Below are 25,705 nucleotides of genomic sequence, written 5' to 3'. Positions count from 1 at the left end.
CCACGCAATGATAAGGGACAACTATCCATGCGCCAGTCCCGAATAACTCGGCATTCGGTCTAGTAGATCAACATACTGTGCGCCTGCATTCGCAGATGCAGGCAACGACGATCATGGCGGGAGAATCCGCCGGTGGGTGCCCGGAGCAGCCACCCATGCGCGGTCGTGGGCCCGAGCGGCGGACCCGCCGTCCCCTGGCCGGAGCCGCCATTGTCCCATGCACTTGCACCGTGACTCTGCATTTCAGTTCATGGCCCTCCGGCTGCCATGGTCCATCGGTTGACGACCTGGTGAACGAGCGTTGACGCGCTCGAGTCCGCACACTGTGCATGCTACCTGCGGCTACCTCGTTGAACTGCGGGGATGCAGAGCGGCACGGCGACAGTACGCACTGCTAACCGACACATACCGCCCCCACCTCCTCACGTACGGTTGACACACTCGGTTCATCTCAGTTTATGATCCTCCTGCCAACTTCGCTGAGGATTGGCACACGGTCCGTCGCGCTCCGCGCGGCGACCCCGCCCTGTCGGAACGGAGCGCACGCGATGATCGACCCCGCCCCGCTCGCCCACGAGCCGTCCGACAGCGAACTCGCCCGCCGCGTCGCCCTGCTGGAGCTGCCGCCCGAGCACCCGCAGCGCATCTGGGAACCGTTCACCCGCTACCTCGACCGCCCCACCTCGCTCACCACCGCGCTGCTGCAGCGCTGGCTCGGCGGCCGGCCGGTCACCGTCACCGACCTGCTCACCCGCCGCCACGGCGACCGGCAGTACCGCGTCGTGTCGCTGGTCACCACGTTCGACGGCGAGCAGGTGCCCCTCTGCCACGCGACGGCGGTGGTCGACCTGCGGTTGCTGCCCGGATGGGCCCGCGACGTGCTGACCCGCACCGAACAACCCCTCCCCCGCACGCTGCACCGCGCCGGCGCGATCCGCGACCGCACCACGTCCACCGTCCTGGACCCCGACCCGGACGCCCCCGGCGACGCGGGCCTGCGCACGCGCGGGGCGTTCCGGCTGCCCGCCGCGGGCGGGCGGTCCGTCGCCACCGTCGAGGAGTGGTTCACCGGGTACGTCCTGGAGCTGGCGGCCCCGGTCCGCACCCTGGACCGCCCGCGCGACCAGCGGGCGGCCGACCTGGACACCGCGCTGGTCCGGCTGCTGCACCAGCGCCGCGTGCTGACGGCGACCGACCCGCGCCGGCCGGTCGACGCCGAACCGGACACCGAGCAGCGGCTGCCCCGCCAACTGGTGCACCTCTTCCGGCGCGGTCGCGGGGAGTCGCGCACGGCACCGCTGGTCGAACCCCCGCGGACGAGCACCCAGAACGCCGACCGGCAAGGAGCGTGACGTGCTGACCCCGAGCAGCCGGCGCAGACCCCACGCTCCCGCGCCCCGCCACCCCCGACCCCGTCCGTCCGCCCGGCGCCGCCGCCCCTAGCGCGCCCCTCCCCGGACGGGCCGAACGGTCCGCCGTCCCCCCCCGCACCCGCCGGTGCCCCTGCCCCACGCCCGACTCGGTGGATGGAGCCGACGTGATCACGCTGCCCAGCCTTGACCTCCCCCGACCCAACCCCTGCGTCCTGCGCCACCTCGCCCGCACCCCGCTGCGCGACCCGCAGACCGCCTGCGGCCGCCCCTTGTACGTGCAGCGCCTCGGTACCGTCGTGCTCCCGCACCAGCGGGTCGCCGCCACCCTCGACGAGAGCGCGGGATGGGTCTGCACGGTCACCGGGGGCACGTTGGACGTCCGCACGCCGGTGGGGGCGTTCGTCATCGGCGACGTCGAGATCGCGGCCGCGCTGGAGGTCCGCGACGTGTGCCACCCGCTGGCCGACCTCTCGCCCACCGAGTTCTGCCAGGCCTGGCTGGTCCGCGTCTGGGACCGCTTCCCCGGCGGGCGCAGGCTGCAGGCCGCGCAGGCGCTGCTGGAGTTCGTCGAGCTCGACTCGCTGACCGTGGCCACCGCCCCGGCGTGGCAGCCCGACCTGGCCCGGCGCGCCGGGCTGGCGCACGCCCGCGGCGTCGCCCGGCACTGCGCGGAGCTGAGCACCGCCGGGCTGCTCAGCCCCCGCTTCGTGGTCCCGGCGACCAGACCCGACGACGAGCAACGCCGGTACCGGCTCCAGCTGCCGCCGGCGGTGGCGGCATGAGCGAGCTCGCGAGCGAATCGATGGCACAGCGTCCCGGCGAAGCGTCGGCCGAGCCCTGCGAGGCAGTGCGATGAGTCGAGATCGCGCCGAGCAGCTCAAGCCGACCTTGAAGGCGGTGGCGGCGCGGATGCTGCCGCCGGTCACCCCGATCGGGTTCCCGGCCGCCACCGACATCGACTTCTCGCTCATCGCGCCGCTGTCGCCGGGCACGCTGAACAACATCGGCGATCCGACGGTGCCCGGGCTGGAGCACCGCAACGTCAAGGACCTCGAGCGCGAGGTCGTCGGGATCCTCGCCGAGTGGTTCCAGGCCCCCCGCCAGGACCGCTGGGGCTGCGTGACCACCGGCGGCACCGAGGGCAACCTCTACGGGCTCTACCTGGCCCGCACCGCGCTGCCCAACGGGGTCGTCTACTTCGCCGAGACGGCGCACTACAGCGTGGCCAAGGCCGCGCACCTGCTGGGCCTGCCCGCGGTTCGGGTGCCCACCCGCAACGGCGGCGAGCTGGACTACCAGGAGCTGGCCGAGCGGGTGAACACCCACCGCCACCGCCCGGCCATCGTGGTGGCCACGGTGGGCACCACGATGACCGAGGCCGTCGACAACGTGGCCGCGATCAAGGTCTCGCTCGACCGGGTCGGCATCCCCGACGACCGCCGCTACGTCCACGTCGACGCCGCGCTGACCGGCATCCCGCTGGTCCTGCTGCACGGCACCCACCCCAGCGTCAACCTCAGCGAGGTCGGCCACGTCGACAGCCTGACCATCAGCGGGCACAAGTTCCTGGCCACGCCGGAGCCGTGCGGCGTGCTGATCACCCGGCGCCGCCACCGCGACCGGGTGGCCCGCAACGTCAGCTACATCGGCGGGGTCGACGCGACCATCGCCGGCTCCCGCTCGGGGCACACGGTGCTGCAGCTGTGGTGGGCGCTGCGCTCCCTGGACCGGCCCGACCACCAGCGCCGCGCCGAGCGGGCGCGGGCGGTGGCCGCGCACACCGTGCGCAGGCTGACCGAGGCCGGCTGGGCGGCGTGGCGGCACAAGCACGCCTTCACCGTGGTCATGAAGGCGCCGAGCCCGGCCATGATCCAGCGCTGGGCGCTGGCCACCCACGGCGAGTGGAGCCACATCGTCTGCGTCCCGGGGGTGACCACCGAGGTCATCGACCGGTTCGTCGACGAGCTGGTGGCCGAGCAGCGCAACGAGTACCAGCCCGCCGCCCCGGCGCGCGCCGCGCGCCGGCGCTGGTGGCAGCGCCAGCGCGTCGAGCACGTCGGCTGGCCGGCCGCGCCGCACACCGGTCTCCCACCGGTCGGCTGAACGGGGACGACGATGATCAGCGAGCAGTTCATCTGGCTCGGCGTGGCGGTCAACTTCCTGGCCGGCATCGGCTACGTCATGGCCACCGTGCGCGGGCAGGCCCGGCCGAACCGGGTGTCCTGGGGGCTGTGGGCCGTCACCGCATGGCTGGCCTTCTTCGGGCAGCTCTCCGAGGGCGTCGGGATGCCGGCGCTGCTCACCCTGACCGTGGCCCTGATCCCGAGCCTGATCTTCCTGGCCTCCTTCGTCGGCGGCGCCTACTGGGAGTTCAGCAGGCTCGACATCACCTGCGGGGTGTTCTCGCTGGTCACCCTGGTGGCCTGGCAGCTCACCGCGTCCGGGCTGGTGGCGATCGTGCTGAGCATCGCCGTCGACGCGCTGGCCGGCGTCCCCACCATCGTCAAGGCCTACCGGGAGCCGGAGTCGGAGTCGCACGGCGCCTACACCGCGGGCATGTTCAGCGCGGCCTGCACGCTGCTCACGCTCACCGAGTTCACCATCGCCACCGCGGCCTTCGCGATCTACTTCTTCACCCTGTGCGCCACGGTCAGCTTCCTGCTGCTGGTGACGCCGAGGCTGCGCACCCGGGCGCTGAGCAACTCGCTGCGCTTCCCCACGACCTACCCGCTGCCCCGCCAGGCCACCGACGAGCGGCTGCGCGACCCGTTCGGACCGCCGGTGTACCGGCGCTCCGACCGGTTCGTCTCCGCGGCGCACCGGCCCGACCTGGAGGGAGTGCGCACCTACCGCGGCATCCCGCACATCGACCTCGAGGTGCGGGTGCGGATCGGGCAGCTCGCGCACGGCGTGGACGCCCGCGTCCCGGTCGTCGTGCCGACGGGGGCGGTCGACCTGGGACGGACCGTGTCCCACTACTCCAGCCCGGGAACCGTCGAGGGCACGGTGCTGTCCTCCGGCCCGGGGCCGGAGCCCCGGGTCTCGGTGCCGGCCCAGCGCACCGGCGGGCACCCGTCGGTGGCGGTGCCGGCCGAGCCGGTCGCGGCGATGTCGAGGCCCACCGGCGCCGGCACCGGCTCCCGCGCTTCGGCCCGCCCGCCCACCCCGCACCCGGCCGGCCCGCGGACCCCGGTCGGCGGCCCGACCCCGCAGGCCACCGGCCGCCCGGGCGCCGACGCCGCCCCGGCCGACCCGACCAGCCCGCGGGTCACCGTGCCCGGCGCCCGCCCGGCGCCGGCCACGGAGCGGATCCGGCCCGGCTCGGTGCCCGCCGGGCCCACCGACCGAGTGGTGCCGCCGACCCCGCCCACCGACCGGATCGTCCCGCCGGCCCCGCCCACCGACCGGGTCGTGCCGCCACCCGCCGACCGCCTGCTCCCACCGGGCCACCCGGCCGCCAGGCCGTCGCCGGAGCCCGGCCGTCCCGCCCCGCACTTCGGCAGGCCCGGCCCGACCCCGGGCCTGCCGCCCGCCGCGGCCGCCCGCCGCGAACGGGCCCGCTACGACCACGGCTTGTTCGACCCCCGCTACGAGCACGGCCACCGGCCGTCCCCGCCGCCGTTCGACCCGCCCGCACCGCCGACCCGGCGCCGTGGCTCCGTCCGCCGAGCGCTGCCCGTCGCCGCGGGCACCGTCGCCGCGCTCGGCGCGCTGGCCGTGGCGGGCGTGCTGCTGGTCGACGTGCGCCCGATGCCCTCACCGGGCGGGCAGGCCGCCGCGGTCGGCGTCCCGCCGAGCCGGCCGGAGGTCGTCCAGGTCCCGGCCGCCCCGGTGGGACCGATCGCCACGAGCATCGCGGTGCCGACCGTGCGCGCGGTGGTCCCGGTCGGCGCCACACCGGGGGACGTCGCCGTCGCCCCCGACGGCCGGACCGCGCTGATCGCGCACCGCGCCGCCGGGTTCGTCTCGGTGCTCGACACCAGCCTCGACAAGGTCACCGCGACGATCGCGGTGCCGGCCGGGCCGCCGCGGTTCGTGGCGTTCTCGCCCGACAGCAGCCGCGCCTACATCACGGTCTTCGACGACGCGCGCACCGTCAGCCTGGTCGCGGTGCTCGACACCACCACCGACACCCTGCTGACCACGATCCCGGTCGGGCAGCGGCCGTTCGCCGCCGCCGTGACGCCCGACGGCAGCCGGCTGTGGGTGCCCAGCCACGACGACGCCCGCATCGACGTCGTCGACACCGCCACCAACGCGGTCACGACGTCGATCCCGGTGCCCGCCAGCCCGCACGGGGTGGCGTTCTCCGCCGACGGCAGCCGGGCCTACGTGGCGAGCCACGAGTCGAACGTGGTCAGCGTGCTCGACACGGCGAGCGCGACACCGGTGGCCACGATCCCGGTCGGCACCAGCCCGCAGAGCGCCGCGGTGGGCGACGGGCAGACCGCGGTGGCCAACTACGACGCCGGCAGCGTGACGATCATCGACGCGGCGGGCGCCGCCGTGGCCGAGGTCCCCGTGGGGCGCACCCCGCAGGACGTCGGCTACGCGCCGGACGGGCGCTACCTCTACACCGCCAACGTCGAGGACGACACCGTGTCGGTCGTCGACACCGCGGCGCGCGCCGTCACCGCGACGATCCCGGTCTGCGCCGGGCCGACCAGCGTCGCGCCCCACCCGACCGGGCGCGTCGCCTACGTGACCTGCGTCGACAGCGGCGAAGTCCTGATCATGGACACCACCGCCGACCAGTGACCGCGCCGCCACCCGGGCGGCGCGGCGTGAGACAGGAAGGGACGGGGAGAGATGAGCACGACGAGGAGAGCCGCCACGGCGGCGGGGTGCACCGGCAACGGCCGCCCGGCCCAGCCGCGACCGAGCCGGCCGACCGGCCGCTGACCGCGAGCGCCACCGCCCCCGGCCGAGCACCTCAGGCCGGGGGCGGCGGCAGTCCGGGCACCTGGCGGGTCCGGCCGCGGAACTCGGCCACCGGAGCCTCCCCCATCCGCACGGTGACGTCGTAGAGCCCGGACCGGCCGACCAGCGCCCGCTCGACCGCCTCGGCCACCAGCTCGGCGCCGTGCGGCACCGGGCGCAGGAACGCGATGTCCGCGCCCGCGGCCACCGCGGACACGCCGTGGCTGTTCGACGCGTAGGCCAGCGCCGCGTCGGCCAGCAGGAACAGGTAGCCGCCGTGGCAGATGCCGTGCCCGTTGACGTGCCGGTCCCGCACCGTCATCGCCACCCGGGCGCGCCCCGGGCCGACATCCAGCAGCCGCACCCCGGCGCCCTCTGCGGCCCGGTCGGCCCGCTCCATCGCCGCCGCCGCACCGCGCGCGACCTCCGCCGCGTCCGCCGCCCCGTCGACCGCGCCACCACCCGCATCGTCCACGACCGGACCCTAAGCCGATCTCCTCCGATCGCCCCCTCGCCCACCCGGATAGGGTCGGCGGATGCTGCCCGCCTGCGTCCCGGACCGGCCGTCGTGATCGCCCCGACCGGCCCGGCGCCGCGCACGCTGCTGGTGTGGGACGCCCCGAACATGGACATGAGCCTCGGGTCGCTGCTGGGCGCCCGGCCGACGTCGGCGTTCCGGCCCCGGTTCGACGCCGTGGGCCGCTGGCTGCTCGACGTGGCCGGCCCGGAGTCGGTCGCCGAGGCCACGGTGTTCACCAACGTCGTGCCGGGCAGCACCGAGGTCGTGCGGCCGTGGGTCGAGGCGCTGCGCAACGTCGGTTTCGCGGTCTTCGCCAAGCCGAAGGTCACCGAGGACTCCGACGTCGACGACGACATGCTGGCGCACATCCGGCTGCGCGCCGCCGAGGGCCACCTCGAGCACGTCGTGGTCGCCTCCGGCGACGGCCGCGCGTTCCGCGAGCCGCTGGAGGAGCTGCACCGCTCGGGCATCCCGATCACCGTGATCGGGTTCCGCGAGCACGCCAGCTTCGCGCTGAACTCGGAGGTCATCGAGTTCGTCGACCTGGAGGACATCGAGGGCGTCTTCCGCGAGCCGCTGCCGCGCATCACGCTCGACTCGCTGCCCGACACCGGCGCCTGGCTGCCGCCGTTCCGCTCGCTGCGCTCGCTGCTCGAGTCCCGCCGGTGACCGGCGGCGGCGCGGTCCGGCTGCTCGCCCCGGTCCTGCTCCCCTGCGACCCGGGCTGCTCGGTCGTGCGGGACGCGGTCGTGGACATCACCGCCGAGGGCCGGATCTCGTTCGCCGGCCCGCGGGCCAGCGCCCCGGCCTCCGACGCCGCCGTGCGCGCGCTACCCGGCGCGCTGCTGCCCGGGCTGGTCAACACCCACGCGCACACCCCCATGGCGGTGCTGCGCGGGCTCGGCGGCGACCTGCCGCTGCTGCGCTGGCTGCACGAGGTCATGTGGCCCGCCGAGGGCCGGTTGACCGGCGAGCACGTGCGCGCGGGGATGGCCGCGGGCTGCGTGGAGATGCTGCGCAACGGCTGCACCACCAGCGTCGAGATGTACTTCTTCACCCGCGAGGTGGTCGACGCCGTCACGGCGGTCGGGTCGCGGGTGCTGCTGACCCCCGGGGTGATCGCGGCCCCGGGCTGGGACCGGTTGGGCAGCTGGGAGGCCATGCGCGACGCCATCTCGCGCCGGATCGACCGCGACGGCCTGCGCTCGGGCCCGGGCGAGCGCATCGAGCTGGGCTACGGCCCGCACTCGGCGTACACGCTGCCCCCGAAGGCGCTGGCCTCGGTGGCCGAGCACGCCCGCGAGCGGGGCGCCCTGCTGCACATCCACGTCGCCGAGACGACGGAGGAGGACGCGGAGCAGCGCGCCGCCCACGGCTCGGTGCCGGCGATGCTCGACGACCTCGGCGTGCTGGGCGGGCGGGTGCTGGCCGCGCACGGCGTGCACCTGTCCGACGACGACATCGCGCTGCTGGCCGCGAAGGGCGCCGCGGTCGCGCACTGCCCCGGCTCCAACGCCAAGCTGGCCGCCGGGGTGGCCAGGGTGACCGCGCTGCGCCGGGCCGGCGTGCGGGTCGGCCTGGGCACCGACGGCCCGGCGTCCGGCGACGACCTCGACGTGTGGGCCGAGAGCCGCCTCGCCGGCCTGCTGGCCCGGGTGACCAGCGGCGACGCCGCCGCACTGACCGCGGCCGAGCTGCTGCTGATGGCCACCAGGGAGGGCGCGGCGGCGATCGGGCGCGACGACATCGGCGCGCTGGAGACCGGCCGCTGGGCCGACGTCGTGCACATCGGGCTGGACGAGTCGACCTTCGTCGACCCCGACGACGACGCCCAGCTGGTGTCGAACCTGGTGTGGGCGGGCGGCTCGAAGCTGGTCCGGGACGTGTGGGTGGCCGGGGAGCAGGTCCTCGCCGATGGCGAGCCCACCCGGGTCGACCGGGCCGCGACCACCGCCGCCCTGCGCGCCGCCACCGCCGCCATCCGACCCTGAACCCCCGCCCACCCCCGTCGAGAACGAAGCTGTTGTCGTTTGGACCGGTCCAAAATGACGACGAGTTCGTTCTCGACGGTCAGTGGGGGAGCCAGGCGGGGGCGCGGCGCAGGGCGTGCCTGCCGTGGGCCGGGCGCTCCGGGAGCGGCTCGACGCGCGCGTGGGCGCCGGGGCGGCGCCGGGCCGGCACGACCACCGGCAGCGGCGCGGTCAGCGGGTCGCGGCGGAAGCGCTCGACCGGGTCGGGCGGCGCCGGGCGCCGCCCGTTCCGCCGCGCCAGCGCGGCGAAGATCGGGGTGAGCAGCGCGTCCTCGTCGAGCGCGTGCCTGCCGGATCCCCCGTCCTCCGGCGCTCCCCCTTCGAGCACGCGCAACTGCGTGCGGCGGGAACGGCGGTACGGGTCGCTGGTCGGTCGGGGCATGTGCGGGCACCTCCACTGGTCCGGGGAACGACGCGCCACTGACACCCACAACGGGGACACCCGGGCGGGGAAACGGCCCGGCGGCCCCCGAACACGCTCCCCGCGGCCCTTTCACCCCTCGGAGTGGATCGCGCTGCCCGGTCAGGTCCTCTTCAGCACCCGGGCGGCACCCGCCGCAGCCGTCGTGGCCAGGATCCAACCCGAAGCGACGAGCGCCGTGCTGATCCACTGCGAGGGGCCGTCGAGGCGCCAGTACCCGTCCTGGCCGAGGTTGACGATCGGCAGCAGGGTGTCCGCGGCGAAGATCCACGCGTTGAACACCGGGTGCTGGCCGTCGTCGACCGGTGTCGGCGGGTTGAACGCGAACCAGGTGCCGCCCAGGGCCGCGAACAGCACCAACCAGCCCACTGCCAGCCACGGGCGGTACCCGAAGCCCACCGTCCAGCGCTGCAGCCAGCCCCACACCCGCTCGACCGGGGCCGCCTCCGCGTAGCGCCTGCGCTGGCGCTCCATCAGCACCGCCTGGGCCAGCTCCTCGTTGCCCGAGCGCTGGTACGCGGCGGCCAGCTGGTCGTACGGGCCGGGCGTGTAGTCCGGCATGACCTCCCGGATCCAGGCCAACCTCGTCCGGACGTCCACCGCTCGGGTGTCGTACAGCGCGCCGTAGTCGAAACCGTCGATGTCGACGCCACCGTCGGCCGCCCAGAGGGCCGCCGAGTCGGCGAACGTGGTCACCGACGCGCGGGCGAGCCGCACCGGGCCGACCGGAGGCGCGGCCGGGCGCACGATCAGCTCCGCCGCCGTCAGCGCGTAGGCGTTGAGCGAGTACACCGCCCGGCCCACCTCCGGCGGGCCGCCGAGCGTCGCGTCGGTGAACTGGACCGCCTTGCCCACGTCCGCGCGCCGGATCCGGACGCCGCCGTCGGCGCTGAACCCGCCCGCGCAGACCAGGTCCTTGCCGATCGTGGCGGCCCGCGCGTCCAGCGACGGGCGCAGCGACCCGTCCGGGCGCCGCCGCGGCCCGGTCAGCCGGGCCCCGGTGCAGTCGAGCGTGGCGCCGATCTCGGCGTTCTGCAGCCGGACCGTGCCGTCGCAGACCATCCGGCGCAGGTAGAACTCGCCGCCGATGTGCAACCGGTCGGCCAGCAGCGCGTACCCGCCCGGCGCGCTGAGGGTGATCCCCGACAGGCTCGCGCTGCCCCGCACCGTGGCGTCCACCAGGCGCAGCTGGCCGCCGCAGACCAGCGCGCCGCGGCCGCTGTCGCGGGCCTCCAGGTCGCCGCCGACGTCGATGCCGTCGCCGAGCAGCGCGATGCCGCGGGCGCCGGCCCCGTGCGGGCCGAGCAGCCGGGCCCCCGACAGCCGGAGGTAGCCGCCGACCACGGCGTTGGGCAGCCGGACCGTGCCGTCGGTGGACAGCCCGTCGTCGAGCTCGAGGTTGCCCTCCACGCGGACCCGGTCGGCCACCAGGCACGCCCCGGCGTCGACGATCCCCCCGGGCACCACCGGCATCCGGGTCTCGTCGGGCACCGGTTCGGGGTCGGGAGGGCCGGGGGTGGGCACGCGCTCGACGCGCGCGCCGGAGAGCACCACGTCGCCGCCGACCCGGGCGCCGGTCAGCAGGATCCGCCCGGTGGCCCGGAACTCCAGGTCGGGTCCCCCGCCGTGGCGCCCGGCCAGGAAGCTGCCGTCGATGCTCACCCCGGTCATGTCGAGCGCGTCGCCGGTGGGGCTGACCAGGTCGGCACCGGCCAGGTCGACGTTGCCGGTGATCCGGGCGCCGGGCAGGCGGAGCTCGCCGTCGCTGCGCAGGCGGCGCGCGTAGAAGGTGCCGCCGACGACGATCCGGTCGGCGAGCAGCGCCCGCCCGTCGCTGCCGCGCAGCCGCCCCGCCGACAGCCGCAGCGAGCCGCCGATCTGCGCGTCGGACAGGGTGACCGGGCCGGTGGCGGTGAACCCGTCGGCGAGGAGCAGGTCGGCGGCCACGCGCAGGTTGCCCGCGCGCAGCCCCGGCAACCGGCAGCCGGTCAGCGCGAGCCCGGCGAACTCGGCCATCCGCAGGTCGGGGGCATGGGCGAAAGCGCACTCGCGCAGCTCGACCGGGACCCCGACCCGGGCACCGGTGAGCCGCAGGACCCCGGAGAGCCGGGCGCGGCGCAACCGCAGGGCGGGCGCCCCGGGCGGCGGTTCGGCGGTCAGCACCGCGGCCAGCACACCGGCCGGCACGGTGCCCCCGGCCATGTCGAGCTCCCGACCGGTGGCCAGCGCGTCGCGCAGGTCCGCCTCCGGATCCCCCACCACCGCGGCGCCCTCCCGACGATCGACATCCCCCGTGCGTGTCTACCACGGGGTCGGTCGGTCACCGCCCGTACGCGCGGGTGGCCCGATCAGGCGGCGGCGTCCAGCTTCTCGACCATCTCCAGGTCGAGGGCGAGCTCGGCGGCGCGCACGTTCTCCTCCAGGTGCGCGGCGTCGGCGGTCCCGGGGATCGGCAGCATCACCGACGAGCGCTGCAGCAGCCAGGCCAGCGCCACCTGCGACGGCGTGGCCCCGGTGCGCGCCACGATGTCGGCCACCGGCCCGCCCGGCTCGGCCAGCCTGCCCGCGGCGACCGGCGCCCACGGCAGGAACGCGATGCCCTGCTCGGTGCAGTAGCGCAGCACGTCGTCGGAGGTGCGGTCGGTCAGGTTGTAGCGGTTCTGCACCGAGACCACGTCGACGAGCGTGGACGCCCGCTCGATCTCGGAGACCCCGACCTCGGACAGCCCGACCGCGGCGACCTTGCCCTCGGCCACCAGGTCGGCGAGCAGCCCGAACTGCTCGTCGGCCGGCACGGTCGGATCGACGCGGTGCAGCTGGAACAGGTCGATGCGCTCGACGCCGAGCCGGCGCAGGCTGAGCTCGCACTGCTGGCGCAGGTACTCGGGGCGCCCGCACGGGTGCCACTGGTTCGGCCCCGTCCGCAGCAGCCCGGCCTTCGTCGCCACGGTGAGCCCGTCGTAGGGGTGCAGGGCCTCGCGGAGCAGGTCCTCCGCCACCTCGGGGCCGTAGGAGTCGGCCGTGTCGAACAGGTCGACGCCGAGCTCGGCCGCGCGGCGCAGCACGCCGACCGCGGCCCGCGGGTCCGCGGGCGGGCCCCAGATGCCGGGCCCGGTCAGCCGCATGGTGCCGAACCCCAGCCGGTTCACCTGCGCGGCGCCGAGCCGGAACCGGCCGGCCGCGTCCGCGGGACGTTCGTTCGCACGGTTGGACACGACGCCAGCGTGGCACCGGCGGCGACGGGGCGGCGTCCTATCGTGACCTGGGCCTCCTGTGACATGCCCCGACCCCGCGGGGCAACCCGGTCGGGGCGTGCGCGGCGGCGCCGTGGCGCGCCGATTGCCGGTCCCCGCCGGGGGCACTAGCGTTCTTCCGTGGCCAAGATCGCGTCGTTGGCGGAGGCGGTGTCCGAGCTGGTGCGCGACGGCGACACCGTCGCCCTGGAAGGCTTCACCCACCTCATCCCGTTCGCCGCCGGGCACGAGATCATCCGCCAGGGCCGGCGCGGGCTGACCCTCGTCCGGATGACCCCCGACCTCATCTACGACCAGATGATCGGCGCGGGCTGCGCGAGCAGGCTGGTGTTCTCCTGGGGCGGCAACCCGGGGGTCGGCTCGCTGCACCGCATGCGCGACGCGCTGGCCAGCGGCTGGCCCGCCCCGCTGGAGATCGAGGAGCACAGCCACGCCGGCATGGCCAACCGCTACGTCGCGGGCGCCTCCGGGCTGCCGTTCGCCGTGCTGCGCGGCTACGCCGGCACCGACCTGCCGCTGCACACCGACACCATCTCCTCGGTCGAGTGCCCGTTCACCGGGGAGCGGCTGGCCGCGGTGAAGGCGCTCAACCCCGACGTCGGGGTCATCCACGCCCAGCGCGCCGACCGCGCGGGCAACGTGCAGATCTGGGGCATCGTCGGGGTGCAGAAGGAGGCGGTGCTGGCCTCGACCCGGTCGCTGGCGACCGTCGAGGAGGTCGTCGACGAGCTGGAGCCGGTGCCCGGTGCCGTGGTGCTGCCGCATTGGGTGGTCGACGTGGTCGCCGAGGTCCCCCGGGGCGCCGCGCCGTCCTACGCCGACGGCTTCTACGACCGGGACAACGCCGCCTACCGGGCCTGGGACCGGATCAGTCGCGACCGCGACGAGTTCGGCCGCTGGCTCACGTCGCTGCGGGAGGACGCCGCATGACCAGGACCGAACCCGCCGCCGGCAGCACCACCTGGACCGCCGACGAGATGATGAGCATCGCCGCGGCCCGCTCGCTGCGCGACCGCCAGGCCTGCTTCGTCGGCATCGGCCTGCCGTCCACCGCGGCCAACCTGGCCCGCCGGCTGCACGCGCCGAACCTGGTGCTCATCTACGAGTCGGGCACCCTGGACACCCGCCCCGACGAGCTGCCGCTGTCCATCGGCGACGGCGTGCTGGCCGCGTCGGCGTTGTCGGTGGTCAGCGTGCCCGAGATCTTCAACTACTGGCTGCAGCCCGGCCGGATCGACGTCGGCTTCCTGTCCGGGGCCCAGCTCGACCGGTTCGGCAACATCAACACCACGGTGATCGGCGAGTACGACGAGCCCTCCGTGCGCCTGCCCGGGTCGGGCGGGGCCCCGGAGATCGCCGCGTCCTGCCGCGAGGTGATCGTGGTGATGCGGCACAAGGCAAGGGCCTTCGTCGAGCGCGTCGACTTCGTGACCTCGGTCGGCCACGGCAGCGGCCCGACCGAACGCTCGGTCCTGGGCCTGCGCGGCGCCGGACCGGTGCGCGTGATCACCGACCTGGGCGTGCTGGAGCCCGACCCGGAGACCGCCGAGCTCGTGCTCACCGCGACCCACCACGGCATCGAGGTGGAGCGGGTGCGCGCGGAGACCGGATGGGAGCTGGAGGTCTCCGCCGACCTCATGATCACTGCCCCGCCCACCGAGACCGAGCTGCGCACCCTGCGCTCGATGCGCACCGTGGGTGACCCGCGATGAGCGAGCTCGCGAGCGAATCATCGACACAGCGCCTCCGCTCGTCGTCAGCCGAGCTCTGCGAGGCTGTGCGATGAACCCTGTCCGGCTGCACCACGTCGACGAAGGTCCCCGCGACGCCCCGGCGATCGTGCTGTCCGGCTCGCTGGGCTCGACGCTGCAGATGTGGCGCCCGCAGGTCGCCGCGCTGACCGAGCGGTTCCGCGTGGTCCGCGTCGACCACCGCGGCCACGGCGGCTCCCCCGTCCCCGCGGGCCCGTACACGATCGGCGAGCTCGCGGGCGACGTGCTGGCCCTGCTCGACGAGCTCGGCCTCGACCGCGTGGCGTGGTGCGGCCTCTCGATGGGCGGCATGATCGGCATGTACCTGGGCTCCGAGGCCCCGCACCGGCTCAGCAGCCTCACCCTGTGCTGCACCAGCTCGTACTTCCCGGACAAGACGGTCTGGCGCGACCGGATCGCCGCCGTGCGCGACGCCGGCACCGCCCCGATCGCGGCGGGCGTCGCCTCCCGCTGGTTCACCCCGGAGTGGGCCGAGCGGAACCCCGACGCCGTGGCCGAGGCGACCGACATGATCGCCGGCACGCCCGACGACGGCTATCTGGCCTGTTGCCAGGCCATCGAGGCCTGGGACCACCGCGACCGGCTGCCCTCGATCACCCTGCCGACCCTCGTCATCGCCGGCGACGCCGACCCGTCGACCCCGGTCGACCCGCACGCCCGCACCATCGCCGACGCCATCCCCGGCGCCCGGCTGGAGGTCCTGCACGCCGCCCACCTGGCGACCATCGAACGCGCCGCCGAAGCCACCCCCCTCATCGCCGCCCACGCCGCCCTCTGACCCCTCCTCCCCAGCGCCCCACCCGCCCTCACCCCGCCGACGCCGGCGCCCCGCCCGCTCCCGAATGTCAGGAAGGCCACCATCAGGACACCTGGCGTCCTGATGGTGGCTTTCCTGACACGGGGGCGGGGCAGGGCGGGGCAGGGCGGGGCGGGGCGGGGACGAGTGGTGAAGGGGTGGGTAGCCGGGGGGGGCGTCGGCGTCAGGCGGGGAGGCGGTCGGCCTTGGCGGTGAGGTAGCGCTGCTCGGGCAGGCTCGTGGTGCGGCGGGCGGCCCGGCGGTACGCCTCGCGCGCCGCGGTCGCGTCGCCGGCCAGCTCCAGCAGGTGCCCGCGCACGGCGTCCAGGCGGTGGTTGCCGGCCATCCGGCGGTCGCCGTCGAGCCCGGCGAGCAGGTCGAGTCCCGCGGCGGGGCCGGCGACCATGGCCAGCGCGACCGCCCGGTTCAGGGTGACCACGGGGTTGGGTGCCACCCGCTCCAGCACCCGGTAGAGCTGGTCGATCTGGGCCCAGTCGGTGTCCGCGGCGGTGCGGGCCTCCGCGTGCACGGCGGCGATCGCGGCCTGCAGCTGGTAGGGACCCAGCGGCGCGGACGCCATCGCCGTGGTGACCAGCTGCGTGCCCTCGGCGATGGCCGCCGCGTCCCACCGGTCGCGGTCCTGTTCGGCCAGCGGGACCAGGGCGCCGCCGGGGCCGGTGCGGGCGCCCCGTCGGGCGTCGGTGAGCAGCATCAGCGCGAGCAGCCCGGCCACCTCGCCTGCCAGCTCGTCGTCCGCCGGGAGCAGCCGGTGCACGGTGCGGGTGAGCCGGATGGCCTCGGCGGTCAGCTCCGCGCGATGCAGGTCGGCGCCCGAGGTCGCGGTGTAGCCCTCGTTGAAGATCAGGTAGAGCACGTGCAGCACGGCGTCGATCCGGTCGCCGAAGCCGGTCCCGGCCGGGGCGCCCAGGTCGCGTCCGGTGACCGCGATCCGCTGCTTGGCCCGGCTGATCCGCTGGGCCATCGTCGACCCCGGCACCAGGAACGCGCCGGCGATCTCGGCGGTGGTCAGGCCGCCGACGGCGCGCAGCGTCAGCGCGATCTGCGACGGCGCCGACAGCTCCGGGTGGCAGCACAGCACCAGCATCAGCAGGGTGTCGTCGGCGTCGGGGGGCGGGTCGTCGGGTGCGGGAGCCGGGACCGCGGGGTTCAGCGCGGCGCTCATGGCGGCGTCGGTGTCCTCGCGCCTGCGGCGGGCGCTCTCGCTGCGCACCTCGTCGGTGAGCCTGCGGGCGGCCACCGTGATCAGCCAGCCGCGCGGGTTGGCCGGGACGCCCTCGTCCGGCCACTGCACGACGGCGGCCAGCAGCGCCTCCTGCACCGCGTCCTCGCAGAGGTCGAACTGCCGGTACCGGCGCACGAGGACGCCCAGCACCTGGGGTGCGAGCTCGCGCAGCAGCTGCTCGACGCGCCGGTCGGCGCCGGTACCGGCGGTGCTCACATCTCCGCCCCGGCGTCGGGGGTCATCACCGGCCGGACCTCCATGGCCCACCGCTTGGCGTCGGGCCAGCGGGCGGCGATCTCCACGGCCCGCTCGACGCTCTCGCAGTCGACGGTGAGGTAGCCGGCCAGCTCCTCCTTGGCCTCGGCGAACGGGCCGTCGGTGACGGCCGGCACGCCCTCCCGCACCCGCACGGTCCGGGCCTGCTCCCCGGGGGCGAGCGCCTCCCCGCCGACCAGCTCGCCGGACTCGGTGAGCTCGGCCATGATCGCGTCGACGTCGGCGAAGATCTGCGCCCGTTCGGACTCGGGCATCGCCTCGATGGCGGCCGGGTTGTTGTAGATCAGCAGCATGAACTTCACGGGTGGCTCCTTCGGTCAGCGGCCCCGCGTCGGGTGCCGGCACGGACCGGTCGGAGCGGCCACCCGGTTCTCGACGTCCGGCGCCGCGGGACGGGCAGCAGCTCAGGGCCGGGTGGCCGATCAGCCGGTCGTGTCGTCCGACCGGTCCAGCTGGCGCGGGTCGGACCGGCGCGGCGCGTCGGCGCGGGACTGCAGCGGGGTGATCGGGCGGGGGATCCGCCGGGGCCGGCCGGTCTGCTCGGGCAGCGCCGAGGTGGGCGGGAGCTCGCCGAACATCGGGGCGTCGGGCTGCACCGCGAAGTTGGCCCCGGTGACGACCGGGAAGGCCGAGGTGACCGGCTCGGCGTCGGCGGTGTCGAGCTTCTCGTGGCGACCCCCGGCCGAGGCGGTCACCGGCTCGGCGCCCGGCGGCGCGATCGCCGGGCCGCGCCGCAGCCGGACCACGATCAGCCGGTCGACGCTGAACCGCCCGGCCCCGCAGGCCGCCAGCACCAGCTCGGCGGCGGCGATCACGCCGACCAGCTCCCACCCGCCGTCGGCGGCGAAGATGCCGTTGGAGACGTGCACGAACGCCGCCGCCCCGATCATCACCACCAGGTGCAGCCCGACCACCAGCGGTGTCAGCGCCCCGAGCACCAGCAGCACGCCGCCGACGAACTCGACGAACGCCACGAACGACGACGAGGCGATCGCGGCCGGGATGCCGAGCGCCTCGAACTGGTCGCGGGTCTCGGCGACCCCGTAGATCACGACCTTCTGCCAGCCGTGCGCGAACAGCACCACGCCCAGGACGACCCGCGCGACGAGCAGCGCGACATCGCGGACGGCTTCGGGCAGGGCGCCGTTCATCGAGCAGGCCTCCGTGGGTCACTCTCGGCAGTCGCGTGTGCGCGGACGCCCGATAGTTGACCGGGCGGTCCCGACAATCAAGCGACGACCGCCGAGAGCCGGCCGACCGGTCGCCCCGAGCGGCGAGCAGTGGTCATCGCGCGGCGAACCGACCGCCGGGCGGCCGGCGCCACCGGGTCGCGGTCAGGCGTCCCAGGTCACCGGGAGGTTCTTCACCCCGTGGATGTCCGCGCTCTCCGGTCGCAGGCCGACCTCCTCGGCCGGGACGGCCAGGCGCAGCGTGGGGAAGCGGGTGATCAGGGCGGGGAACGCGACCCGCATCTCGACGCGGGCCAGCTGCTGGCCCAGGCACAGGTGGATGCCGTGGCCGAAGGCCAGGTGCCCGCCGGGTTCGCGGTGCAGGTCGAGCGCGTGGGGGTCGGTGAAGCGCTCGGGGTCGCGGTTGGCGGTGTTCAGCGACAGGATCAGCCGGTCGCCCGCCTTGATGGTGCGCCCGCCCAGCTCGACGTCCTCCAGCGCCGCCCGGAAGAACGTCTTGGCCACGCTCAGGTACCGCAGCAGCTCCTCCACGGCGCGGTCGGTGAGGCCGGGGTCGGCGCGCCACGCGGCCAGCTGCGCCGGGTTGCGCAGCAGCGCGAAGGTGCCCAGCGCCAGCATGTTCGCGGTGGTGTCGAGCCCGGCCGCCAGCAGGATCAGGCTCATCCCGCGCAGCTCCTCGTCGGTGAGGTCGCTGTCGGTGAGCTCGCTGAGCACGTCGTCGGTGGGGTCGGCGCGCTTGGCGACCACCAGCTGCGCGAGGTACTGCTGGACCGCGGCGTAGGCCGCCATCAGGTCCTCGTCGCTCGTCTCGCCGTTCATGAACTTGTCGATGTTCTCCTGGAAGGAGCCGCGGTCCCGGTAGGGCACCCCCAGCAGCTCGCAGATCATGATGGTGGGGATGGGCTTGGCGAACGCGGTCACCAGGTCCGCAGGCGGCCCGGCCTGCTCCATGGCGTCCAGGTGCTCGGTGGTGACCTGCTCGACGCGCTCGGTCAGCAGCCGCATCCGCCGCGCGGTGAACTTGCCGGCCAGCGGCTTGCGGTAGCGGCTGTGCAGCGGCTCGTCCATGAGCAGGAACTCGCCGGGCGGCGCCGTCGGCATCTCGATGCCGCTGTAGTCGATGGTCGGGTGGAGCATGAGCTCCTTGCGCGAGCTGAACCGCGGGTCCGCCAGGATCGCCCGCATCAGGTCGTACCCGGTGACCAGCCAGCCGGGCTCGCCCGCGGGGAAGGTGTAGGGGCTGATCGGGCTGTGCTCGCGGGCCTCGACCAGCTCGGCGGGCGGGTCGAACGGGCGACCGGCCTGGCGCGCGGTCGGCATGGTCGTGACGGGGTGGGCCATGGTCGTTCCTCTCATCGGTGCGGGCGGACGACCGTCTTCGCGGCCCCGCCCAAGATCTTTATACGCATGTGTGTACGTAGTTGATAGGCCCGGTCGGCCCCCTCGGTCTCCGCTCGATGGGGGCGGGTGGACCGCTGCTCAGCGCGTGGACTCGCGGTTGAACAGCGTCTTCGACCAGAGGTATGCACCGCCCGCGATGACGGCGCACCAACCGAGGCTGATGACCAGGCTGCTGCCCAGCGGGGTGCCCATCAGCAAGCCGCGGATGGTCTCGATGAGCGGGGTGAACGGCTGGTACTCGGCGAACCAGCGCAGCACGGTGGGCATCGAGTCGGTCGGGACGAAACCGCTGCTCAGGAACGGGAGCAGGACCAGCGGCAGGCCGACGTTGCTCGACGATTCGATGGTCTTGCTGGCCAGGCCGAACGCGACCGACAGCCAGATGAAGGCGAAGGCCATCAGCACCAGGACGCCGGTGAGGGCGAGCCAGCCGCCGAGGTCGGCCGACGGCCGGAAGCCGATGAGCAGCGCGACGCCGATGACCGCCGCGATGGCGAGCACCGTCTGGACCAGACTGCCGACGACGTGCCCGGTCAGGACCGAGACGCGGGCGATGGCCATCGTGCGGAACCGGTCGACGATGCCCTCGGTCATGTCCGTGGCGACCGCGATGGTGGTGCCCTGGATCGCCGAGGTGATCGTCATCAGGATGATCGCCGGGGTGACGTAGTTGACGTACTCCGCCCGGCCGCCGGAGGCGCCACCGAGCCCGGCGCCCAGCGTGCCGCCGAAGACGTAGACGAACAGCAGCAGGAAGACGACCGGCATGCCGATGAGCAGCACCGTCAGCGACGGGTAGCGCACCAGCCGCATGAGGTTGCGGCGCACCATCGTGGCCGAGTCGGCCAGTGCGTAGGAGGCGGTACTCATCGCGGGGTCACCTTCTCGTTGTCGGGCCTGCCGGTGAGGGCGAGGAAGACGTCGTCGAGGTCGGGGGTGTGCATGCTCAGCGAGTCGACCTCGACGGCGTTCTCGTCGAGCCGGTCGAGCAGCGCCTTCAGCGACCGGACGTCGCCGTCGTGCGGCACCCGCAGGGCGAGTGCGTCGCCGTCGCGGGACGCCTGGCCCACGACGCGCGCGGCCGATTCGAGCCCGCCCGCGTCGGCGAAGCGCAGCAGGACGTGGCCGCCGGGGATGCGCCGCTTGAGCTCGTCCGCGGTGCCCTCGGCGACGATCCTGCCGTGGTCGAGCACCGCGATCCGGTCGGCGAGCTCGTCGGCCTCCTCCAGGTACTGGGTGGTGAGGAAGACGGTGACGCCGCCGGCCACCAGGTCCCGCACGATCTGCCACATGGCGCGGCGGCTGCGCGGGTCCAGCCCGGTGGTCGGCTCGTCGAGGAAGATCACCTGGGGGGTGCCGACCAGGGTCATCGCGAGGTCGAGCCGGCGCCGCATGCCCCCGGAGTAGGTCGCGGCCTGCTTCCCCGCCGCGTCGACGAGGTCGAACTGCTCGAGCAGTTCGGCGACCCGGCGCCTGCCCGCGGCCCGACCCAGGTGGTTCAGGTCCGCCATCAGCCGGAGGTTCTCCTGGCCGGTCAGCAGGTCGTCGACCGCGGAGAACTGGCCGGTGACGCCGATCGCGGCGCGGACCGCGTCGGGCTCGGCGGCCAGGTCGTGGCCGGCGATCCGCGCGCTGCCGCCGTCCGCGCGGATCAGCGTGGACAGGATCTTGACCATGGTGGTCTTGCCCGCGCCGTTGGCGCCCAGCAGCGAGAAGACGGTGCCGCGCGGGACGTCCAGGTCGATCCCGTCGAGCACGACGTGGTCGCCGAACGACCTGCGCAGTCCGGTGGCCGTGATGGCCGATCGGCGTGACGTGGTCATGGGAGGTCCTCCTCTCGAGAGGTCGGGTCAGGAGCGGCGGACGGTGATGTCGCCGAAGGAGGTGTGGGCGTGGACCTCGACGGTCTGCTCGGACTCCGCCGGTCCCTGGCCGAGGCCGTCGAGCTCGTTGCGCACTCGCCCGTGCCCGGTCTTCAGGTCGAGCCACGCGGCGGTGCCTTCGGCGACCCCGAAGTCGAGGTCACCCGCCGCGGTGGTCAGCGTGATCGAGTCGCGCACGACCGTGCCGACGCGGATGCTGCCGTTGGAGCACTTGAGGTCGGCCTTGGCCTCGGCCCGCTCGACCGAGATGTCGCCGTTGGCCGCGCGCACCCGCAGGTCGCCGGTGACCGTGCCGATGTCGGTGTCGCCGTTGGAGTTCTTGACGACCGCGGTGCCGTCGACGTCGCCGATCCGCACCCTCCCGCTGCCGGTGGTGATGTCGGCGTCGCCTTCGACCGCGTCGACGGTGATGCGCCCGAGGGTGCTCAGCCGGAGTGGGCCGGTCCGTTCGAGGTGGAAGTGCCCCACCGACGACGTGAACCGGCACTCTCCGAGCGCGCCGGTCACGTGGAGGTCACCGGCGGTCAGGTGGCCCTGCAGCTGCGAGCCGGCGGGGAGCTCGACCACCACGTCGACCGACCTGGTCTTCTTGGAGAAGTCCATGCCGCGGGAGCGCGGCCCGCGGACGGTCAACCGGCCGTCGGCGTACTCGACGCGGGTCTGCTGCGCGGTCCGCACGTCGGACTCGTCGGACTCGTCGCTCGGCCGGACCTCGACGACGGTGTCGGTCCGGTCGCCGGCGACGATCTGCAGCTCGCCCGCGTAGAGCTCGATCGTGGCGGAGATCGGTTGCGGAGTGGCGAAAACAGGCATGGCTGTCCCCTCTGGGTGGGTCGGAAGAACATCCCCGCTGGTGGGGGCGTTGTGGAGGTACCTGGATCAGTGCGCCGGCTAGCGCGCCCAGCCGGTGAAGTGCTGCGCGCTGCGGCTGCCGCGCGGCTCGGGGCCGGGATCGCGGTCCGGGCCCCGCAGCGCGGTCGCGCCCGCCCGGACCAGCCACGCGTTGAGCGAGCGGCCCTCCTTGCCCGCGGCCTCCTCGAACGCCGCCTTGAGCTGCTCGGGCAGGCGCAGGTTGACCCGCACCGCCGGGCCGTCCTCCAGGCCGGCGACGGCGTCGTCGGCCGGGGTCGCGCCGGGGTCCGGGGTGACCGCGGGCGGCGGCTCCACCGGCGGGGGCGTTACGACGAACTGCGGGTCGCGCCCGCGCAGGTGGACCTGGACCGAACCGGGGGCCAGGTCGCGGGTGATCTCGTCGGCGGCGGCCGACAGCGCCTCCAGCAGAGCGAGCCGGATCGCCGACTCCATCGACGCGGTCAACCGCTCGACCACCGCACCGGCGTCCTCGCCGCTGGTCTCGACGGCGGTCAGCAGCTCTCGACCGAGCGAGGCGACGTACGAGGTCAGATCCATGGCACCACTTTGGCACAGCATGGCACCACCGGCAAGTCACATTGGCTCAACATGGCACCAACTTGGCTCAGCGGTGGTACTCAGCCCACCGCGTGGTGGATGCGCACAGGTTCGCCGACGGCCTTCCGGCGACCGGTCGAGGACAGGGCGGGCTCGGCGAGGAGCACGACGAGGGCCGCGAGGCTGAGCAGCGCGCCGGCGAGGGCGGTGGTCCCCACCCCGGCCGGCAGCAGCAGCCCACCGAGCAGCGCGCCGCCGGTGATGCCGACGTTGAACGCCGTCGACGCGCCCGCCGAGGCCATGGCGGTGCTGCCCGGGGCGACGACCAGCGCCCGGGCCCCCAGCACCGCGGCCAGCGCCGAGAGTGCCAGCCCCGCGGCCGCGACCGCGACGACCGCGACGACCGGCACCGCCCCCAGCGCGTACTGCGCGCCGAGCGCGACCGCCTGCAGCCCCACCACGGCGGTCATCGTCAGCCACGGGTTCCGGTCGACCAGGAGGCCGACGGCCAGCACGCCGAGCACACCGGCGATGCCGCGCGCGAGCAGCAGCGGCCCGGTCGCGGCCAGGGGGAAGCCTGCCACCTCGACCAGGAACGGGCTGACGTAGGTGAAGGCGCTGAACGCACCGCTGACGGCGAGCGCGGTGGCGGCCAGCAGGGCCAGGTAGCGGCCCCGGTCCGGCGCCGACCCGCGGTCGGACTCGTGGCCGCCCGCGGGTGCCTCGGGCAGCAGCACGGCGACGACCAGCAGCGGGATCAGTCCGAGCGCGGCGACGGCCAGGAACGCGCTCCGCCAGCCGGCCAGCTGCCCGAGCCAGGTGCCTACCGGTACGCCGGCGACCGCGGCGAGCGAGCTCCCGGCGTACAGGATCGACAGCGCCCGGCCGCGGGTCGCCGCCGGGAACAGGGCGGCCGCCGCCGGGGTGACGACCGACCAGAACAGGGCCTGGCTGAGCGCGACCCCCAGCCGGGAGGCGAGCAGCACCGGGTAGTCGTCGGCGAGTGCACTCACCGAGGTGCCGACCACCGAGACCCCGAGCAGGGCGGCCAGCAGGGGACGGCGGCGGACGCGCCGGGTGAAGCGGGTGAGGGGGATCGTGGCGAGCACCACGACCATGCCGTAGCCGGTGACCAGCAGGCCGACCGCCGCCTGCGTCACGCCCAGGTCGTCGGCGATCAGTGGCAGCAGGCCGATCGGCAGGGTCTCGGTGGTCACGAACACGAACGTGGACAGCGAGAGCGCCAGCAGCGTGATCACCGAGCGGGCCGGACCGAGCGCCATGATTCCCCCATGAGCGGTTTACGGTGGTAGCTCTGACGCTAGCGAGCACCGCAGCGGTTGGCAACCGCCATAAGCCGGTTATGGTGGTAGCATCGAAGGGGTGGGACCGATGAACATCGTGGGCGGCCACGTGGCGCTCGACCTGGTCAACACCGTCGAGCCGCGCGTACCCGGCGGCACCGACGGCGTCGACCACCTCGACACCCCGGACGACCTGGCCCGGTGGGCGTCGCGGGTCGCGATGCTCGACGGCGACGAGGCCGAGCGCGTGCGGCGGGCCTGGGCCGACGCGGACGGGGGCGCCAGCGCTCTCGCGGCGGCCCTGGAGATCCGCGAGGCGGCCTACACCGTGCTGCTCACGCAGCTCGGCGCGGTCGAGGACGTCGGCACCGCGCTCGACGTGCTGGTCCGGCACTGGCGACGGGCGATGGGGCGCTCGACGCTCTCGCTCGAGCCCGTCGAGGACACCGGCGACCGGCTGCGGGTGGGCGTCGACCCGGAGCTGCTCGTCCCGGACCGCCTCGCCCACGCCACGGTGACGCTCCTGCGCACCCTCGACCCGCGCCAGCTCAAGGCCTGCCCGCTCACCGAGGGCGGCTGCGGCTGGCTGTTCCTCGACCGCAGCCGCAACGGCTCGCGGCGCTGGTGTTCGATGGAGGACTGCGGCGCCCGGGCCAAGGCCCGCCGGCTCACCGACCGGCGCCGCGGAGCCCGCGCGGCTCGCCCGGCGTCATCCTGACCGCGCAGCTGCCCTGCGCCGCGACCGACACCCGGGGGAGCGGTTCACGACGCCGCTTCGAGCCGCGAGCCGTTGCGCCAGGCGGCGGCGAGCTCGTCCAGCGGGAGGTCCAGAACCTCGCTGAGGCAGGCGATCGTGCCGAACGCGGGGCTGGGGAGCCGACCGGTCTCGATCTTGCGGAGCGTCTCCGGCGACATGCCGGCCGCGCGCGCCACGTCGCCGAGATCGCGCTCGGCCCGCGCGTCCCGCAGCAGCCTCCCGAGGCGCCTGCCTGCCTCGATCTGCTCGGGCGTGAGCGGGTTGCGGACCACGGCACCAGCGTACGGTTGGTATTTTAATACCGCAAGCGCTACGCTGGTATTATTATACCGACGCACGACGTGAGGGTACCCGTGATCGAGTTGAAGTCGCCGGCCGAGATCGAGCGGATGCGCACCACCGGGCGGTTCGTCGCCCAGGTCCTGACCGAGCTCGCCGAGCTGGCCGACGTGGGCGTCAACCTCCTCGACCTGGAGCACCACGTCCGCGACCGGATCCGCGAGCGCGGCGCGCAGTCGTGCTACTGGGACTACGCCCCGTCCTTCGGCAACGGCCCGTTCCGCAACGTCACCTGCCTGTCGGTCAACGACGCGGTGCTGCACGGACTGCCCCACGACTACGCGCTGCGCGACGGCGACGTCCTCAGCATGGACCTCGCGGTCGGCATCGACGGCTGGGTCGCCGACGCCGCCCGCACCGTCATCGTGGGCACGCCGGCCGACGACGACCTGCGCCTCCTGCGCGCGACCGAGGAGGCACTCGCCGCCGGCATCGAGGCCGCGCGGCCGGGCAACCGGCTCGGCGACATCTCCGCGGCGATCGAGGCGGTCGCCACCGGCCACGGCTACCCGATCAACACCGACTTCGGCGGCCACGGGCTCGGGCGGACGATGCACGAGGACCCCCACGTCCCCAACAAGGGCCGCGCCGGGCGCGGCCTCCAACTCCGGGCCGGCATGACCCTGGCCCTCGAACCCTGGCTCGCCCGCACCACCGACCGGATCGTCTTCGACCCCGACGGCTGGACCATCCGCTCGGCGGACGGCTCGCGCACCGCCCACTCCGAGCACACCATCGCGATCACCGAGGACGGCCCCCAGGTCCTCACCCGACGCCTGCCGCGCCACGCCGACTCAACCTCGGCGTGAGCTCGGC

General features: G+C 74.7%; 25 protein-coding genes. 11 read left to right on the top strand and 14 right to left on the bottom strand.

Annotated elements, in window-relative coordinates; genetic code table 11:
* The first annotated feature begins 548 nt into the window (after positions 1–548).
* The 4 genes from KDL28_RS17800 (at position 549) to KDL28_RS17785 (ending at position 6,131) form a co-directional block, all read left to right on the top strand.
* A complete protein-coding gene (locus tag KDL28_RS17800) occupies positions 549–1,352 on the top strand; it encodes a hypothetical protein (RefSeq protein WP_252440010.1) in 804 nt (267 codons plus the stop codon).
* Positions 1,353–1,537: 185 nt separating this feature from the next.
* Complete coding sequence (locus KDL28_RS17795) at positions 1,538–2,155, top strand: hypothetical protein (protein WP_252440008.1); 618 nt, start codon at positions 1,538–1,540, stop codon at positions 2,153–2,155.
* Positions 2,156–2,225: 70 nt separating this feature from the next.
* Positions 2,226–3,476, top strand: coding sequence for a histidine decarboxylase (locus KDL28_RS17790; protein WP_252440006.1), 1,251 nt, complete (start codon positions 2,226–2,228; stop codon positions 3,474–3,476).
* A gap of 12 nt (positions 3,477–3,488) precedes the next feature.
* Complete coding sequence (locus KDL28_RS17785) at positions 3,489–6,131, top strand: hypothetical protein (protein WP_252440004.1); 2,643 nt, start codon at positions 3,489–3,491, stop codon at positions 6,129–6,131.
* A gap of 175 nt (positions 6,132–6,306) precedes the next feature.
* Here KDL28_RS17785 and paaI read toward each other — a convergent pair whose 3' ends face one another.
* Entirely contained in the window at positions 6,307–6,693 is a 387-nt protein-coding gene (paaI, locus tag KDL28_RS17780) for a hydroxyphenylacetyl-CoA thioesterase PaaI (protein ID WP_252440121.1), read from the bottom strand.
* A gap of 168 nt (positions 6,694–6,861) precedes the next feature.
* Between paaI and KDL28_RS17775 the strand changes: the two genes are divergently transcribed.
* Entirely contained in the window at positions 6,862–7,482 is a 621-nt protein-coding gene (locus tag KDL28_RS17775) for an NYN domain-containing protein (RefSeq protein WP_252440002.1), read from the top strand.
* The gene (locus tag KDL28_RS17770; RefSeq protein ID WP_252440000.1) at positions 7,479–8,804 is read left to right on the top strand and encodes an amidohydrolase family protein; all 1,326 of its coding nucleotides are present in this window, start codon (positions 7,479–7,481) and stop codon (positions 8,802–8,804) included. Before KDL28_RS17775 ends, KDL28_RS17770 begins: the two co-directional genes overlap by 4 nt.
* Before the next feature lie 79 nt (positions 8,805–8,883).
* Here KDL28_RS17770 and KDL28_RS17765 read toward each other — a convergent pair whose 3' ends face one another.
* From KDL28_RS17765 to KDL28_RS17755, 3 genes are all read right to left on the bottom strand, one after another.
* Positions 8,884–9,225 (bottom strand): hypothetical protein, encoded by a 342-nt coding sequence (locus tag KDL28_RS17765; RefSeq protein ID WP_252439998.1) that lies wholly within the window; start codon positions 9,223–9,225, stop codon positions 8,884–8,886.
* Positions 9,226–9,366: 141 nt separating this feature from the next.
* A complete protein-coding gene (locus KDL28_RS17760; protein ID WP_252439996.1) occupies positions 9,367–11,526 on the bottom strand; it encodes a hypothetical protein in 2,160 nt (719 codons plus the stop codon).
* A gap of 86 nt (positions 11,527–11,612) precedes the next feature.
* The gene (locus KDL28_RS17755) at positions 11,613–12,479 is read right to left on the bottom strand and encodes an aldo/keto reductase (protein ID WP_308216018.1); all 867 of its coding nucleotides are present in this window, start codon (positions 12,477–12,479) and stop codon (positions 11,613–11,615) included.
* Positions 12,480–12,638: 159 nt separating this feature from the next.
* On the opposite strand from KDL28_RS17755, the gene KDL28_RS17750 reads away from it, so the two are divergent.
* The 3 genes from KDL28_RS17750 to pcaD all read left to right on the top strand — a co-directional run bounded on the left by KDL28_RS17750 (position 12,639) and on the right by pcaD (position 15,068).
* Positions 12,639–13,448 carry a CoA transferase subunit A gene (locus KDL28_RS17750; protein ID WP_252439994.1) on the top strand — a complete coding sequence of 270 codons (810 nt, stop codon included), beginning with the start codon at positions 12,639–12,641 and terminating at the stop codon, positions 13,446–13,448.
* Positions 13,445–14,230 (top strand): CoA-transferase subunit beta, encoded by a 786-nt coding sequence (locus KDL28_RS17745; protein WP_252439992.1) that lies wholly within the window; start codon positions 13,445–13,447, stop codon positions 14,228–14,230. The genes KDL28_RS17750 and KDL28_RS17745 overlap by 4 nt, the downstream gene beginning before the upstream one ends.
* Before the next feature lie 70 nt (positions 14,231–14,300).
* Positions 14,301–15,068: a 3-oxoadipate enol-lactonase gene (gene pcaD, locus KDL28_RS17740; protein ID WP_252439990.1), complete on the top strand. Its 768-nt coding sequence runs from the start codon at positions 14,301–14,303 to the stop codon at positions 15,066–15,068.
* Between the two features lie 202 nt (positions 15,069–15,270).
* Here pcaD and KDL28_RS17735 read toward each other — a convergent pair whose 3' ends face one another.
* The 9 genes from KDL28_RS17735 to KDL28_RS17695 all read right to left on the bottom strand — a co-directional run bounded on the left by KDL28_RS17735 (position 15,271) and on the right by KDL28_RS17695 (position 23,772).
* The gene (locus KDL28_RS17735; RefSeq protein WP_252439988.1) at positions 15,271–16,545 is read right to left on the bottom strand and encodes an RNA polymerase sigma factor; all 1,275 of its coding nucleotides are present in this window, start codon (positions 16,543–16,545) and stop codon (positions 15,271–15,273) included.
* On the bottom strand, positions 16,542–16,898 hold the full coding sequence (locus KDL28_RS17730; protein ID WP_256502000.1) for a YciI family protein: 357 nt from the start codon (positions 16,896–16,898) through the stop codon (positions 16,542–16,544). The genes KDL28_RS17735 and KDL28_RS17730 overlap by 4 nt, the downstream gene beginning before the upstream one ends.
* A 129-nt stretch (positions 16,899–17,027) precedes the next feature.
* Entirely contained in the window at positions 17,028–17,756 is a 729-nt protein-coding gene (locus KDL28_RS17725) for a DoxX family protein (protein WP_252439984.1), read from the bottom strand.
* Positions 17,757–17,939: 183 nt separating this feature from the next.
* A complete protein-coding gene (locus KDL28_RS17720) occupies positions 17,940–19,136 on the bottom strand; it encodes a cytochrome P450 (RefSeq protein ID WP_252439982.1) in 1,197 nt (398 codons plus the stop codon).
* Between the two features lie 138 nt (positions 19,137–19,274).
* The gene (locus KDL28_RS17715) at positions 19,275–20,066 is read right to left on the bottom strand and encodes an ABC transporter permease (RefSeq protein WP_252439980.1); all 792 of its coding nucleotides are present in this window, start codon (positions 20,064–20,066) and stop codon (positions 19,275–19,277) included.
* Positions 20,063–21,019 (bottom strand): ATP-binding cassette domain-containing protein, encoded by a 957-nt coding sequence (locus KDL28_RS17710; protein WP_252439978.1) that lies wholly within the window; start codon positions 21,017–21,019, stop codon positions 20,063–20,065. The genes KDL28_RS17715 and KDL28_RS17710 overlap by 4 nt, the downstream gene beginning before the upstream one ends.
* A 27-nt stretch (positions 21,020–21,046) precedes the next feature.
* The gene (locus tag KDL28_RS17705; RefSeq protein ID WP_252439976.1) at positions 21,047–21,892 is read right to left on the bottom strand and encodes a DUF4097 family beta strand repeat-containing protein; all 846 of its coding nucleotides are present in this window, start codon (positions 21,890–21,892) and stop codon (positions 21,047–21,049) included.
* Positions 21,893–21,970: 78 nt separating this feature from the next.
* Positions 21,971–22,489, bottom strand: a complete 519-nt coding sequence (locus KDL28_RS17700; RefSeq protein WP_252439974.1) for a hypothetical protein — start codon at positions 22,487–22,489, stop codon at positions 21,971–21,973.
* Between the two features lie 80 nt (positions 22,490–22,569).
* Positions 22,570–23,772 carry an MFS transporter gene (locus KDL28_RS17695; protein WP_252439972.1) on the bottom strand — a complete coding sequence of 401 codons (1,203 nt, stop codon included), beginning with the start codon at positions 23,770–23,772 and terminating at the stop codon, positions 22,570–22,572.
* Between the two features lie 109 nt (positions 23,773–23,881).
* Between KDL28_RS17695 and KDL28_RS17690 the strand changes: the two genes are divergently transcribed.
* The gene (locus KDL28_RS17690; protein WP_252440117.1) at positions 23,882–24,511 is read left to right on the top strand and encodes a CGNR zinc finger domain-containing protein; all 630 of its coding nucleotides are present in this window, start codon (positions 23,882–23,884) and stop codon (positions 24,509–24,511) included.
* A 44-nt stretch (positions 24,512–24,555) separates the two neighbouring features.
* Here the strand turns inward: KDL28_RS17690 and KDL28_RS17685 are convergent, their stop codons facing one another.
* Positions 24,556–24,822 carry a helix-turn-helix transcriptional regulator gene (locus tag KDL28_RS17685; RefSeq protein ID WP_252439970.1) on the bottom strand — a complete coding sequence of 89 codons (267 nt, stop codon included), beginning with the start codon at positions 24,820–24,822 and terminating at the stop codon, positions 24,556–24,558.
* 81 nt (positions 24,823–24,903) lie between these two features.
* On the opposite strand from KDL28_RS17685, the gene map reads away from it, so the two are divergent.
* On the top strand, positions 24,904–25,698 hold the full coding sequence (gene map, locus KDL28_RS17680) for a type I methionyl aminopeptidase (protein WP_252440116.1): 795 nt from the start codon (positions 24,904–24,906) through the stop codon (positions 25,696–25,698).
* The last annotated feature ends 7 nt before the right edge of the window (positions 25,699–25,705 follow it).

This window comes from Pseudonocardia humida (assembly GCF_023898865.1).
GTDB lineage: Bacteria > Actinomycetota > Actinomycetes > Mycobacteriales > Pseudonocardiaceae > Pseudonocardia > Pseudonocardia humida.
Note: the sequence above shows the minus strand (reverse complement) of the source record. Positions and strands in the feature narration are given on the sequence as shown.